Source organism: Pedobacter sp. 22163 (assembly GCF_052045595.1).
In the GTDB taxonomy this organism is placed as follows: Bacteria; Bacteroidota; Bacteroidia; order Sphingobacteriales; family Sphingobacteriaceae; genus Pedobacter.
Window position 1 is genome coordinate 295,866 of the sequence record NZ_JBQEPM010000003.1, and the last position, 15,930, is coordinate 311,795.

Genomic DNA, 15,930 nt, shown 5'->3' on the forward strand with positions numbered 1-15,930 from the left:
TATGAACAGATTACAGAAAATTAGTTTCGCTTCGAAAATAATGTTTTCGATGTCGCTGTTATGCCTCTCTTGTGCGAAATATAAGAGCACCAGCATTGATCCCGGGATCTTGATACAGCCACAAAAGACAGAAGAAATCAGTTTGCAAAAGAATATGCCTTTCCCAATGGGTGCCGCTGTTAATGTAAGTCTTTTAAAAAGCAATGCTAACTACCGTAATCTGGTCATTAAAGAATTTAATAGTGTTACGGCAGAAAATGCCATGAAGTTTACCGCTCTGCATCCCTCAAAAGACACTTATACCTGGAGCGATGCAGATTATCTGGTCGATTTTGCCGTAACCAACGGAAAAAGAGTGCATGGCCATACCTTAAACTGGTACAAATCGCTTCCCGATTGGGTGAATAACTTCCAGGGAACTACAGCTGAATGGGAGAATCTCTTAAAAACACATATCCAAACTGTTGTGGGTCACTTTAAAGGCAAAGTTGTTTCCTGGGATGTGGTAAACGAGGCAGTTAACGAAGATGGTACCATGCGCAACAGCATCTGGGTACAGAAATTAGGGGTCGATTATATCGGTAGAGCATTTCAGTATGCACACGAAGCAGACCCTAATGCCTTACTTTTTTACAATGATTATGGCCATGAATTTGGGCCAACAAAACGAACAGCAATCCTAAACCTTATTATAGGATTAAAAAATAAAGGAATTCCAATTGATGGAATTGGTATACAGATGCATACCCGCGTAACACAAACTGATGCCAACTTAACAGCTGCTATTTCTACTGCAGCAGCAACTGGCCTAAAAATCCATATTTCTGAAATAGATATTGCGCTTAATCCTGATAATGTACAGTCGATGACTTACACCACTACTTTAGGCGAGCAACAGGCTGCAAAATATAAATCCATTGTTCAGGCGTATAATGCCATCCCGAAAAGTCAGCAATTCGGGATCACGCAATGGAATGTAACCGATGCCGACAGTTGGATACCATCCAATTATAGCCGCCCCGATTGGCCTTTGCCTTTCGATGCACAATATCAACGAAAAGCAGCTTATCAGGGAATTTTAGACGGAGTAAAATAGCCATACAGTAATGAGAAGATATTTACCATTAGCCTTAATTTTAGGAATATCCCTTTCTGCTACAGCGCAGGATAAAAAGATTGAAAAGAAGATCGATTCGGTTTTAAAACTGATGACTTTAGATGAAAAAATAGGCCAGTTAAACCAGTATACTGGCGATCGCGATGCAACCGGACCAATTACCAATAACCCCAACAAATTAAAAGATATCCGTGATGGTAAATTAGGCTCTATGCTGAATGTGCGCGGCGCAAAAGAAACCCGCGAAGTACAGGAAGTGGCGATGCAGTCGAGAATGAAAATTCCATTGCTGTTCGGTTTAGATGTGATACATGGTTACCGGGTTACTTTTCCGATTCCTCTGGCAGAGGCCGCCAGTTGGGATTTAGCAGAAATGGAAAATGCGGCAAGGGTTGCTGCGAGAGAAACTGCTGCCTCTGGTGTACATTGGACATTTGCACCCATGGTTGATATTGCCCGCGATCCGCGTTGGGGAAGGGTAATGGAAGGGGCAGGTGAAGATACCTACCTGGGTTCTAAAATTGCTTTTGCCCGTGTAAAAGGCTTTCAGGGTAAAGGTTTAGGTAATCTTGATGCGATCATGGCCTGTGCAAAACATTTCGCTGCATACGGAGCGGCCATTGCCGGGAGAGATTACAATGCGGTAGATATGAGCGAGCATACACTTTGGGAAACTTATCTTCCTCCTTTTAAAGCTGCGGTTGATGCTGGTGCGGCTACTTTTATGAATTCTTTTAATACGTTGAATGGAATTCCAGCTACTGGAAACAGCTATTTGCAACGCGATATTTTAAAAGGACAATGGAAATACCAGGGCTTTGTGGTAAGCGACTGGGGATCGATCGGAGAGATGATTGCCCACGGTTATGCAAAAGATAAAACCGAGGCCGCAGAACTGGCCATAAAAGCAGGAAGCGATATGGATATGGAAAGCAGGAGTTATCTCCCAAGCCTCGCCAAACTGGTTGCTGATAAAAAAGTACCTGTTGCTTTAATTGACGATGCTGTAAGAAGAATTTTGCGTAAGAAATTCGAACTGGGCCTGTTTGATGATCCATACCGTTTCAGTAACGAAGGCCGTCAGGAAAAAGAATTAAATTCTGCAGAAAACAGGGCAGCTTCATTAAAAATGGCCGAAAAAAGTATCGTGTTGTTGAAAAATGAAAACCAGGTTTTACCCTTATCCAAAAACTTAAAAAAGATTGCGGTGATTGGTCCATTGGGGAAATCAAAAAAAGATATGCAGGGCTTTTGGTCAATCGCCTGGGAGAAAGATAACCTGGTTTCTTTATACCAGGGTTTAAAAAATAAAGTTGGCAACAAAACCGAATTACTTTATGCAAAAGGTTGCGAAGTAGCTGATTCATCCAAAACTGGTTTTGCCGAAGCTGTAGAAGTAGCCAAACAGGCCGATGTGGTGATTATGGCGGTTGGAGAGACCTTAGATATGAGTGGTGAAGCAAAAAGCAAAGCTAATATCCATATGCCTGGTGTGCAGGAAGATTTAATAAAAGCCATTCAGGCTACAGGTAAACCTGTTGTGGTGTTGGTAATGGCTGGTCGTCCACTAATCTTCAATTGGACAGCCGATCATGTTCCTGCCATTATGTACACCTGGTGGTTGGGCAGCGAAGCCGGTAATGCCATGGCCAATGTACTTTATGGCGATTACAATCCGTCGGGTAAATTACCCATGACTTTCCCACGTGATGAAGGACAGATTCCTTTGTATTACAATTATTTAAGTACTGGCCGTCCGGCTAAAAACGATAATGATACCCGCTACCGTTCTGCTTATTTAGATATGCCGAACAGTCCGAAATTTGCTTTTGGTTATGGCTTAAGTTATACCAATTTCGATTATAGCGATTTAGCCGTGAGCAAAACACAAATGGATAGCAACGATAAAATAACTGTGAGTTTTACTTTAAAAAATACAGGTAAATATGCTGGAGAAGAGGTAGTTCAATTGTATTTGCAAGATAAGTTTGCTTCAGTAGTGCGCCCGGTTAAAGAGCTTAAAGATTTTTATAAAGTAATGTTGAAAGCAGGAGAAAGCAAAACCATCACTTTCAATATTGATAAAGAGAAACTTTCTTTTTATAACCAGCAACTTAAATGGGGCGCTGAAGCTGGCGACTTTAAATTAATGATCGGAACGGCTTCGAATAATATTAAACTGGAAAAGGATTTTACGTTGTTGAATTAGGATGGCCACGGACACGGAATTATGAAGTAAGGCTACTTTGTGTACCTAGTGGTTATAAATGTTAGCCACGGAGACACAGAAACACGGCGGATTTGTATAAACTGCTTTTTGTACTTAGTGCCTTGGCGGTAAAAAAAGAAAAACGGTTGGTGGATACATGAACCATTGAGAAGCAGGAAAGAATTCAAATTAAACAATGTTTTCCGTGCTCTCCGTGCTTCCGTGGCAAAAATAGCTTAGCCAAGGAGACACAGAAAATTTGTGTAAACACACTTTGTGATAAAAAAAAATATGTGAATGGTCTGTGAGGATACAGGTCAAGGAATGGCAAAAATGCTGAATTAAATCCGATAGCTATCGGATCAGCGTGACGATTACCTTATAGGAACCAGATAAACCGAATTGAAAAAACTAAACGAATGTTAAAAGCGAAATCACTTTTATTACTACTTATTACAGCGGCTACAAGCCTAACCAGCTTTGCTCAGGATTCAGGTCGGAAAACCATCAGTTTAAATGATCAATGGGAATTTAACAAAGAAAACGGACCGGTTGAAAAGGTAAATATTCCACACACCTGGAACGATAAAGATGTTTTGGATGATGTGCCAGGTTACTACCGTGGATTGGGAATTTACAAACGGAAACTCAAACTAGATGAAAGTGCAAAAGGCAAAGCTATTTTTCTGGTATTTAACGGCGTAGCGCAAGAAGCTGAAGTATTAGTTAATGGTAAATCTGCCGCTAAACATATCGGTAGCTATACCCGTTTTATCGTGCCGATTTCTTCATTTTTAAACTATAAAGATGATATAATCGAAGTTAGGGCAAACAATCGTTTCAATGAAGATATTCCACCACTCACCGCCGATTTTACATTCTTTGGTGGTATTTACCGTAATGTAACACTGTTAATTGCCAATCCAGTTCACTTTTCGCAGACAGAAAATGGTAGTTCTGGCGTTTTTATCACCACCCCACAGGTTTCAGTATCAACGGCAAGTGTGCAGGTTAAAAGTTCTATTAATAATACCTCAGGAGCAGCTCAAAAGGTACAAGTGATTACCACTATTTTCGATGCCAATGGAAAAGTTGTAAAGAGTCAAAATACTGCTGTAAGTATAAAAAAAGGTGGAAATATAGTTGCAATCCAGGATATTAAAGCAATTCAAAAGCCTCAGTTATGGTCGACGGATAATCCTTATTTGTATCGTGTAGTTACTAAAATTATCGATGCTAAAACCAAGTTAGTAATCGATCAGGCGTCGAATCCGCTGGGTTTCCGTTGGTTTAAGTTCGATGCCGAAAAGGGATTTTTCTTAAACGATAAACCTGTAAAAATTATAGGTGCAAGCCGTCATCAGGACTATGAAGACAGAGGGAATGCGACCCCCGATGCTTTACAGATCAGAGATATAGAACTGCTAAAAGCCATGGGCGGTAACTTTTTAAGGGTAGCGCATTATCCTCAAGACCCACAGATTTTAGAGGCCTGCGATCGTTTGGGCATTTTGGCTTCGGTAGAAATTCCCGTAGTAAACACCATTACCGAATCGGAGGCTTTTACTGCAAACTGTTTGAATATGCAGACCGAGATGATCAAACAGAACTTCAATCATCCTAGCGTTATTATCTGGGCATACATGAACGAGATTTTGCTTCGCCTGAAGTTTTCGAATGATAAACCACGACAGCAGATTTATTTTGATCATGTTCGTGAACTGGCCCAAAAATTAGACAGTTTAACCCGTAAACAAGATCCATCCAGGTATACACTTTTGGTTAACCATGGTGCCTGGGATATTTACAACAAAGTGGGATTGACGAAAATCCCAATGATTGTTGGATGGAACTTATATTCTGGCTGGTACTCTGGCCTTCCTGGAGATTTTGCTAAATTTTTAGACCGTCACCATAAAGAATTGCCCAATACACCCTTTATGGTTACAGAATACGGTGCCGATGCTGATCCAAGGATTCGATCTTTTTTCCCCATCCGTTTTGATAAAAGTGTAGAGTACGGCATTAAGTTTAACCAGGTCTATTTAAATGCGATGTTGAGCAGGCCCTTTGTAGCCGGGGGGGAAGCGTGGAATTTGGCCGATTTCAATTCCGAAACGCGTGAAGAAACCATGCCTCACATCAATAATAAAGGCCTGTTAACCATCGGCCGCGAACCAAAAGATACTTATTTTCTTTATCAGGCTTATCTGCTCGGCAAACCATTTGTCAAGATTACTTCTGCACAGTGGAAAGATAGAACAGGTAGTGCAGATTCTGCGGCTCTAACCTGCACACAGCCTGTTCAGGTGGCCACTAACCTGAAATCAGCCGAACTTTTTTTAAACGGCAAAAGTGTAGGCGTAAAGGAGGCTATAGATCACATTATCGAATGGCAGGTGCCTTTCATTAACAGTAAAAACCAGTTGCGTGTTGTTTCCGGCGATCAAAATGATCAGGCGGAGATCAACTTCCAATTACAGCCATTTAAATTTAACGATTCCAATATTCCTTTTAAAAATATCAATGTCCTTTTGGGTTCAAAACGTTTTTATATCGACGAAAAAGAACATCAGCTCTGGATGCCCGATCAACCTTACAAAGTTGGTGGCTGGGGCTGGATAGGTGGCGAACCCTACAAAGGAACCAATAACCGCATCACCTACGGCAGCGATAAGAATATTTTAGGCACCGATAACGATCCTGTTTATCAAACTCAGCAGGTAGGTATCAAACAGTTTAAATTCGATGTACCCGATGGAGAATACGAGTTAGCATTACATTTTGCCGAACTCGTTGGTGGCGAAACCAAAGAAGCTTTAGCCTATAATTTAGATAATAACCATAAAAAAGAAGTAGAAGAGCAACGCATTTTCGATGTCTCTATCAACGGAACGTCATTTATACCAAAACTGAATTTAGCTTCCGATTTCGGGTACACTACAGCGGTAAAGAAAACAACCAGGATTACCGTCCAGAACGGGAAGGGGATCGTGATTGATTTTAACGCCATTCAGGGAAAACCTGTTCTAAATGCTATTCAACTCAGAAAAATCTATTAATCACTAAGAGCGCATGAACCAACTACCGCTGCGTATTTTATCAATCGACGTTTTAAGGGCCATCACCATGTTTCTGATGATCTTTGTGAACGATGTTGCAGGGGTTTCCAATATCCCGCAATGGATTGAGCATACACCAGCCGATGTAGATGGAATGGGTTTTTCAGACCTCATTTTCCCTGCCTTTTTATTTATCGTCGGACTTTCCCTGCCGTTTGCCATTCAAAGTAGAAAAGATAAGGGAATAGGATTGATTTCCATTTCTGCCTACATTGCTTTAAGGGCATTGGCCCTAATTGTAATGGGCTTTTTCCATGTCAATTTAGAGAATTACGATCACCACTCAGCCCTACTGCCTTATCCTGTTTATACCATTCTTGTCACCATTGCTTTCTTTTTAATATGGCTTGATTATCCTAAAAGTCTTTCCAAACTTAAAAAGAACGGATTTATTACTTTAGGTATTTTGCTCATTGCCACGATGGCATTGTTATACAAAGGTGGTTCAGCAGTGCAGCCCGAAGGTTTAAAACCACACTGGTGGGGTATTTTAGGCATTATTGGCTGGGCTTATCTTGTTTCGGCTTTTGTATATCTTTTTTCTAAAGGCAATCTGTTGGTACTCATGTTTGCTTTTGTGGCTTTTGCAGCTATTAACATCACCACGCATACAGGCGTTTTCAACCATCGTTTATGGATCATTGGCGATGCTTCGTCAATTGTATTGATGTTAGGCGGTGCACTGATTATTTCGATGTACAAAAAGCAAATCGGAGCTAAAAAATACCTTGATTTCTGGATACTCATTAGTTTTTATGGTTTGTTATCCTTCGCTTTTGGCATGTTCATCAGGCCTTATGCAGGAGGGATTTCTAAAATTTACGCCACTCCAGCCTGGATATTTGTATGCATGGGCATTACAATTTTAGTTTTCGAAATATTGATTTACCTGGTAGATGTTAAACGAAAAAATGATTGGTTTAAAATCATTAAACCTGCTGGTACCAGTACGCTAACCTGCTACCTCATTCCTTATTTGTTATATGCGCTTTTTAGTTTAGTCCGTTTTCATTTTCCGCATTTCCTGAGTTCGGGTATTGGAGGGGTCATCAGATCTTTGTCGATCGCATTTTTGGTGATCGGTATCGTGTACTTTTTAGAAAAGAAAAAATTGCGTTTAAAAGTTTAATTTTCAAAATTTATGTTAAAGTTATTTAGATATATAATATTATTTATCACGTTGTTTAACAGTCAGTTATTGTTTGCGCAGCAATCAGTTCGCTTAAATAATAATTGGGAGTTTTTAAAGCAAGATCTAGGAGGCATTTGGGAGGCTGTTCGTCCGGTTGGTGTGGGTAATCCAGAAGCTGTACCATTATGGCAGAAAGTGAATTTGCCGCATTGCGTTAATGCTGAAGATGCGGTAGATCCGGATGTAAATTATTACCAGGGGCCAGCCTGGTACCGCACACAGCTTAAGATCGAAAACCCTTATCAAAGCGGCAGGACGATCTTACATTTCGAAGGCGCCGGACAAAAAACAGAAGTTTACGTGTATACCACCAAAGTTGCTTCGCATGTTGGTGGTTATGACGAGTGGACAGTTGATATTACCGACGCTGTTGCTGCTTTTCAAACAACAGATGTTTATCAAAAACAGTTTAAGGGTAAAGTTCCGGTTTCAGTACGGACAGATAATTCCAGAGACTTGGAAATGATTCCCTCAGATTTATCAGATTTTAATGTATATGGTGGTATTTACCGTTACTTAAACCTGGTTTATGCACCGCAACTTTCGGTAGATAAGATGTTTGCCAAAGCTGAGGTTGATGTACAAGGTAAAGTGGGCAGGTTAACCGTTAAAACCCGTTTGTATAATCCCAGGGACATTAATGAAGCAACGATTTTATTGAAACTGGTTGATCCTTCAGGAAAAACCATCAGTAAAACAGAGAAAAAACTTAATAATTTATCTGCTGATATTGATTTATGGTCGCTGGAGATTAAAAAACCTCAATTATGGTCTACCGAAAAACCTATGCAATATCGTTTGCAGTACGAAGTAATTTCTACAGCAGGCAATTATAAAGGAGAAGAAAAAATTGGTTTCCGCAATATCGAATTTGTAGAGAAAGGACCGTTTAACCTGAACGGAAAACGTTTACTGTTGCGCGGAACACACCGCCACGAAGATCATGCAGGTGTAGCAGCAGCAATGACCGAAGGTATGATCCGTGAGGAAATGCAGATGATGAAAGACATGGGCGTTAATTTTATCCGCTTAGGGCATTATCAGCAATCGCGCATTGTTTTAAACCTTTGCGATAGCTTGGGGATTCTGGTTTGGGAAGAAATTCCATGGTGCCGTGGTGGCCTTGGTGGCGAAGTATACAAACAGCAGGCCCGCAGAATGCTTACTAATATGGTTGAACAGCATTATAACCATCCGGCCATTATCATCTGGGGGATGGGCAACGAAAATGATTGGCCAGGCGATTTCCCAGAGTTTGATAAGGAAAAGATCAGGACTTTTATGAAAGAGCTGAACGATCTCTCCCACAAATTGGATAAATCGCGTTACACGGCCATTCGCCGTTGCGATTTTTGCAGCGATATTGTAGATGTATATTCTCCTTCTATTTGGGCAGGTTGGTACCGTGGCGCTTATACCGATTACAAAAAGGCATCAGAGGATGAATTTGCGAAGGTAAAACGCTTTTTACATGTAGAATGGGGAGGAGATAGTCATGCGCTACGTCACTCAGAAAATCCGGATAAAGCTTTAAGTAAGATTAAAACCGGAGGAAGTGCCGATGAAAGGGCAGGTGATGCCTCGTTATATGGTGGTGCAGCAAGGATCTCTAAGGATGGCGACTGGAGCGAATCATACATCACAAACTTAATCGACTGGCATTTAAAAGAGCAGGAAACCATGCCTTGGTTAAGCGGTACGGCTTACTGGCCCTTCAAAGATTTTTCTACGCCTGTCCGTCCCGATAATCCTGTGCCTTACATGAACCAGAAGGGCGTAGTAGAAAGAGATTTTACCAAAAAAGAAGCTTATTACGTTTTCCAGTCTTACTGGACTGAAAAACCAATGGTACACATTTACGGACACACATGGCCAATCCGTTGGGGTGATGAAGGTGAAGAGAAAATGGTAAAAGTTTACTCCAACTGTACAGATGCCGAAATTTTCTTAAATGGCAAAAGTTTTGGCAGTAAAAAACGCAATAGTCAGGATTATCCTGCAGCGGGTTTGCGCTGGAACCTTCCGTTTGTAAAGGGCGAAAACACGGTTAAGGTAATTGCCAAAAAAGGGAAAGAAACCGTGACCGACGAAATTAAATTTACTTATCAAACTGAAAAATGGACAAAGCCAGCTCAAATGAAACTGACAAAGGTCAGTCAGCACGGTGATGTGGCAACTATAGAAGTAAAACTTTTTGATGCCAATGGAGTTCAATGTTTAGATGCCATTAACTGGATAACTTTTGGTTTAACTGGCGATGGTAAATTAATTGATAATCAAGGTACTTCATCAGGTTCCAGGAAAGTGCAGGCTTACAATGGAAGAGCGATGATCAGCGTGAAATTAAATAAAGGTCAAAGTGCCGTATCTGCGATTTCTGAAGGTCTGAGGACGGTTTTTACAACTTTATAATAGCTAACCAAATATATACCAATGAAAAGAATCATTACCTATGCATTATTAGTGTTGCTCTGTTTTGCCGGAACAGCTTTTGCATACCCAAAACCCAATCTGAAAGGACCCGATTTAAAAAAGCAGGCAGAAGTACTGTTGAAAAAACAGGTTTTGGCCGAGGCAGCCTGGGCCATGCAGCAAAAACCGATTACTGTTACCGCTTCATCTTCGCCAAGGAGTGCTGGTGGAAAGCATGATTTCTTCTCTGAAGCAGACTATTTTTGGCCTGACCCGAAAAATCCGGATGGCCCCTACATCAACAGGGATGGACTCACCAATCCTGATAACTTTTTAGCACACCGTAAGGCAATGGTCCGTTTTAGTAAAATCATTGGTGCGCTGGCTTCCGCCTATAAAATTACTGGCGATGAAAAGTATGTTAAACAAGCCGTTAAACATTTCCAAGCCTGGTTTATCAATTCAGAGACATTAATGAACCCGAATCTATTGTTTGCACAAGCGGTAAAAGGTAAGTTTACGGGGCGTAATTATGGTATTATCGATACTATTCATTTAATGGAGGTGGCTCAAGGTGCATTAGTAATGGAAAAAGCAAAAGCATTTGATCAGCGTACTAATAAAGGTGTAAAAAAATGGTTTGCCGATTATACCTTATGGTTAAATACCAGCAAGCCAGGTATTCAGGAAAAAACCGTGAAAAACAACCATGCAACGTGTTGGGCCATGCAGGTAGCATCTTTTGCAAAACTTTGTGGCGACGAAAGCATGCTTGATTCCTTACGTACCAGTTATAAAACCATCCTTCTGCCAAACCAAATGGGCGATGACGGTAGCTTTCCGTTGGAAATGGCGAGAACAAAACCTTATGGTTATTCGATCTTTAACCTTGATGCCATGACGATGCTCTGCCAGATTTTATCTACACCAAAAGATAACCTCTGGGATTTTGAAACGGCCGATGGAAAATCCATAAAAAAAGGATTAACTTATTTATATCCGTTTATTGCCGATAAAAGCAAGTGGACCTTAAAGCCCGATGTAATGTATTGGGAAAACTGGCCTGTAGCACAGCCTTTTTTACTGTTTGGAGCAGTACAATACAATCAAGCCAATTGGTACCAAACCTGGGCGAAATTAGACCATCAGCCTCAGGTAGAAGAAGTAATTAGAAATTTACCTATCCGTAACCCATTAATCTGGTTGTAATATGAACTTAAAAATAACAATAACGGCGCTAAGCATGTTGTCTTTCAGTATAGTAAAGGCGCAAAAAACAAATGTTAAAAAAGCATTTGCTTCAGCAGCGAAACAAACGGAAGTACTGATCAAAAATGTAGATTCGGCCAGGAAAATAAAGCCTAATCTGGTTTCACCAAGAACCGTAGAAAACGGACAGTTTAAAATGGTGGTGTCGAAAGATTGGACCAGTGGATTCTTTCCGGCAGAATTATGGTATTTTTATCAATATACCAACGATAAGAAATGGCTCGATCTGGCTAAGAAATATACTGAAGATATTAAAAAGGAACAATTTAACACAGGAACGCACGATTTAGGTTTCATGATTTATTGTCCGTTTGGAAACGGATACCGTTTAACAAACGATCCGGCCTATAAAGCTGTAATTATTCAGGCGGCAAAATCATTGTCTACAAGATTCAACGTCAAAGCAGGTGTATTAAAATCGTGGGATCATAATGGCGATAAGTGGAAGTATCCGGTAATTATTGATAACATGATGAACCTTGAGCTATTATTTGAAACCACTAAGTTAACAGGCGATTCATCTTTCTATAAAATTGCGGTAACACATGCCAATACCACGATGAAGAATCATTTCAGACCCGATTTTAGTTCTTATCATGTTATCGATTATGACACCTTAACAGGCAATGTGCGCCAGAAATTAACTGCACAAGGTTACGCTAATGAATCGGCCTGGGCACGCGGCCAGGCCTGGGCACTCTACGGTTATACGATGTGTTATCGTGAAACTAAAAATAAAGCATATTTAGCTCAGGCTGATGGTGTTGCAGGCTTTATCTTAAATAGTAAAATTACGCCAGCTGATGGCATTCCATATTGGGATTATAACGATCCTAAAATCCCTGATGTTTCCAGAGATGCATCTGCTGCGTCAATTACAGCCTCGGCGCTTTACGAATTGGCAAAGTACAGTACCAATGGTAAAAAATATAAAGCCGCTGCCGATAAAATCTTAAATTCGCTCAGCACAAAGTATACCAGTAAAATTGGTACAAATTATGGCTTTATTTTAGAGCATAGCACAGGGCACCGCCCGGCGAAGTCTGAAATTGATGTGCCGATCAATTATGCCGATTATTACTACCTGGAAGCTTTGTTAAGAAGTAAAAACTAAAATGAAGCGTGTATTAAAGCTATTTATTGCTGCAAGCCTTGCTATCGGCCTACTATTGAGCATGCAGGTAGATCATTTAACCAAAAAGAAAGTGGTTATTGGTTATGTTGGCGGTTATAGAGGTTTGGTTGATGTGCGTAAAATTTCTGCAGAGAAACTCACACACATCAATTATGCTTTTGTCGACGTAAAAAACAACCGTGCTTTTTTACACCGTGAAGCGACTGATACAGTTAATTTTCAGCAGCTTAATCAACTTAAACTTAAAAATCCTGATCTTAAAATCCTGATTTCTATCGGTGGGTGGGCTTGGAGCGAAAATTTTTCAGATGCTGCACTGAGCGACACCTCGCGTAAAGCTTTTGCCGAAAGTGCCGTTAGAATTATAGAAAAATTTAAGCTGGATGGGGTAGATATCGATTGGGAATATCCTGGTATAGCAGGAGAAGAAGGTAATGTTTTCAGACCGGAAGATAAACAGAACTTTACTTTGATGCTGAAAGAACTCCGCTTAGAATTGGATAGTTTAGAACAGAAATCTCAATCTAAAAAGCTATTGACTATCGCAGTTGGTGGTTTTACCAATTTTATCCGCCATACAGAAATGGATAAAGCACAGCAGTATCTGGATTACATAAACCTCATGACCTACGATTTCTATAATGGCAATTTTGCGGGTCATCATACCAATCTTTATAATTCAAAAAGCTATCCGGCAGAGAATTATGCAGACAAAACCTTTCGCGAGTTTGCCGCTGCAGGTGTTCCTAACGGCAAATTAGTAATGGGAATTGCCTTTTACAGCCGCTCTTTCACCCTTAAAGAAAATGCCAAAAATGGATTAGGCGATTCTGTTTTAAGCAGCAGGTACGGAAAAGGTTATACTTTTTTAAAAGATAGCCTGATCAATCAGAAAGGCTTTAAGAAATATTACGATAAAGACGCCAAAGCTTCTTATCTCTATAATGCAGCAACCCGTGAATATATGACTTACGATGATGAAAGATCGGTAAAGGCAAAATGCGAATATGTATTGAAAAATAACATGGCTGGGGTGATGTTTTGGGAATACGATTCTGATGTAAATGGCTATTTACTTGATCAGATCAATAAAAGTTTAAAATGATAATAATGAAACGAAATCTAAGCATCCTATTGATTTTGGCAGCTGCATTTAATGTATCTGCCCAGAACAAAAAAGTGGTTAAGCCGGTGCAGACTTATACTGTTGCCAACAAAAAAGTAACGGTTTACACTACAGCAGAGAAATCTGAATACCGCATCAGTAAAACCGAAACCTTAAGTTTTGCTGAACATAAGCAACCTTTTGAAACAGAGCCTTGTATTTTTGTAGATCCAACTATAAAATACCAAACCCTGGTTGGCATTGGGGGCGCTTTAACCGATGCTTCGGCAGAAACATTTGCAAAGTTATCTAAGAAAAATCAACAAGAACTTTTAACGGCATATTACAGTAAAGATAAAGGTATCGGCTATACTTTGGCACGCACCAATATTGCCAGCTGCGATTTTTCGAGTGGAAGTTATACCTATGTACAGGATAATGATAAAGACCTTAAAACTTTTAGCGTAGCGCACGATGAAGAATTCAAAATTCCTTTGATTAAACAAGCCATTGCGGCATCGGGAGGTAAATTACCGCTGTTTGTAAGCCCATGGTCGCCACCGGCATGGATGAAAGATAATAACAGTTTAATTCAGGGCGGGCATTTATTGCCTGCATATCGCCAAAGCTGGGCCAATCATTATGTGAAATTTATCAAAACTTACGAGGCTATGGGTATTCCGGTTTGGGGTTTAAGCGTTCAAAACGAACCCATGGCCAAGCAAAAATGGGAATCTTGTGTGTTTACTGCCGAAGAAGAACGCGATTTTATTAAAAACTTCCTAGGTCCAACCTTACAGAAGTCAGGCCTCGCATCAAAAAAACTAATTGCTTGGGATCATAACCGCGATCAGATTTTTCAAAGGGCAAGTACCATTTTAAATGATAAGGATGCTGCTAAATATGTTTGGGGTATTGGTTTTCACTGGTATGAAACATGGACAGGGAGCGGAATGCAGTTCGGTAATGTGAAACAAACACATGAAGCTTATCCAGATAAAGCATTGATTTTCACCGAAGGCTGTAAAGAAAAATACGATGTAAATAAACTGGATGACTGGACTTTGGGCGAGCGGTATGGTTACTCTATGATTAACGACTTTAATGCCGGGACAGCTGCCTGGACGGATTGGAATATTCTTTTAGATGAAAAAGGTGGACCAAACCATGTCGGCAACTTCTGTTTTGCTCCCGTACATGCCGATACGAAAAATAATAAATTGATTTATACAAATGCTTATTATTATATGGGACATTTTTCTAAATTTATCCGCCCGGGAGCTAAAAGAATAGGAGCAGCATCCAGTCGCGATAAACTGCAATCAACAGCTTTTTTAAATCCCGATGGTAAGTTGGTTGTAGTGGTAATGAATCAATCCGATGACAAATTAAAATACAGTTTGTGGATAAAAGGTGAGGCTGCAACAACAACCAGTTTGCCACACTCCATCACAACATTAGTAGTAGAATAAACTTAAAAAGAACTAAACAAATGGTAAAAGAAGTAGAAAGCCTTTTTTCGCTGAAAAATAAGGTTGTAGTAGTTACAGGTGCTACAGGTGTTTTGGGCGAGGCTTTTATTAATGGTTTGTGTGCCGCGGGCGCTACAATCGTTGTAATTGGAAGAAACGAAGAAATAGCTAAACAAAGAGCGGCAGATGTAATTGAGGCCGGCGGTAAAGCAATTTACATCATTGCTGATGTATTAAATGAACAGAACCTGATTGATGCAAATGCGACCATTATTAAAGAATTTGGCCGGATTGATGCATTGGTTAATGCAGCTGGAGGCAACGTGGCTGAGGCAGTAATCCAGCCAGGTAGCGATGTTTTTGACCTTAATATTCCGGCCTTAAAGCAGGCTTTTGACCTAAACCTGTTCGGAACGATTATGCCAACGCAGATTTTTGGCAAAGAAATAGCCAAGAACGGCGGTAGCATTGTAAATATATCGTCTGTTTCGGCTACCCAGGCACTTACCAGGGTGTTGGGTTATTCGATGGCTAAGGCATCTATCGATAGTTATACGAAATGGATGGCTGTTGAATTAGCCAATCGTTATCAGGATAAAATAAGGATAAATGGCATTGTACCCGGCTTTTTTATCACTAACCAGAACAGGGCATTATTAACCAACGAAGATGGTTCTTTAACTGCAAGAGGGCAGGCTATTATTTCTAAAACACCGTTTAAACGTTTTGGATCCCCAGAAGAATTAATCGGCGCTTTAGTATATTTGCTAAGTGATGCCTCTAAATTTGTAAATGGACAGAATGTTACGGTGGATGGAGGATTTACAGCATTTTCTGGCGTTTAGATATCAATACAATCACATATAAACAGTGTAATCTTAAAATCTGTGTAATCAC

10 protein-coding genes are annotated in these 15,930 nt (G+C 40.2%); all 10 read left to right on the forward strand.

What is annotated here, in order from left to right; all coding sequences use genetic code 11:
• The first annotated feature begins 1 nt into the window (after position 1).
• Complete coding sequence (locus ACTJKN_RS09605; protein WP_440824443.1) at positions 2-1,096, forward strand: endo-1,4-beta-xylanase; 1,095 nt, start codon at positions 2-4, stop codon at positions 1,094-1,096.
• 10 nt (positions 1,097-1,106) lie between these two features.
• Positions 1,107-3,326 (forward strand): beta-glucosidase BglX, encoded by a 2,220-nt coding sequence (bglX, locus tag ACTJKN_RS09610; RefSeq protein ID WP_440824445.1) that lies wholly within the window; start codon positions 1,107-1,109, stop codon positions 3,324-3,326.
• Between the two features lie 419 nt (positions 3,327-3,745).
• Complete coding sequence (locus ACTJKN_RS09615) at positions 3,746-6,388, forward strand: glycoside hydrolase family 2 TIM barrel-domain containing protein (protein ID WP_440824447.1); 2,643 nt, start codon at positions 3,746-3,748, stop codon at positions 6,386-6,388.
• Positions 6,389-6,401: 13 nt separating this feature from the next.
• Complete coding sequence (locus ACTJKN_RS09620) at positions 6,402-7,577, forward strand: DUF5009 domain-containing protein (RefSeq protein WP_440824449.1); 1,176 nt, start codon at positions 6,402-6,404, stop codon at positions 7,575-7,577.
• A 12-nt stretch (positions 7,578-7,589) separates the two neighbouring features.
• Complete coding sequence (locus ACTJKN_RS09625) at positions 7,590-10,052, forward strand: glycoside hydrolase family 2 TIM barrel-domain containing protein (protein WP_440824451.1); 2,463 nt, start codon at positions 7,590-7,592, stop codon at positions 10,050-10,052.
• Positions 10,053-10,073: 21 nt separating this feature from the next.
• Positions 10,074-11,261: an alginate lyase family protein gene (locus ACTJKN_RS09630; protein WP_440824453.1), complete on the forward strand. Its 1,188-nt coding sequence runs from the start codon at positions 10,074-10,076 to the stop codon at positions 11,259-11,261.
• Position 11,262: 1 nt separating this feature from the next.
• Positions 11,263-12,435: a glycoside hydrolase family 88 protein gene (locus tag ACTJKN_RS09635; RefSeq protein WP_440824455.1), complete on the forward strand. Its 1,173-nt coding sequence runs from the start codon at positions 11,263-11,265 to the stop codon at positions 12,433-12,435.
• 1 nt (position 12,436) lies between these two features.
• Positions 12,437-13,561 carry a glycoside hydrolase family 18 protein gene (locus tag ACTJKN_RS09640; protein WP_440824457.1) on the forward strand — a complete coding sequence of 375 codons (1,125 nt, stop codon included), beginning with the start codon at positions 12,437-12,439 and terminating at the stop codon, positions 13,559-13,561.
• Positions 13,562-13,566: 5 nt separating this feature from the next.
• A complete protein-coding gene (locus ACTJKN_RS09645) occupies positions 13,567-15,033 on the forward strand; it encodes a glycoside hydrolase family 30 protein (RefSeq protein ID WP_440824459.1) in 1,467 nt (488 codons plus the stop codon).
• Between the two features lie 20 nt (positions 15,034-15,053).
• Positions 15,054-15,878 (forward strand): SDR family oxidoreductase, encoded by an 825-nt coding sequence (locus tag ACTJKN_RS09650; RefSeq protein WP_440824461.1) that lies wholly within the window; start codon positions 15,054-15,056, stop codon positions 15,876-15,878.
• Positions 15,879-15,930: the final 52 nt, after the last annotated feature.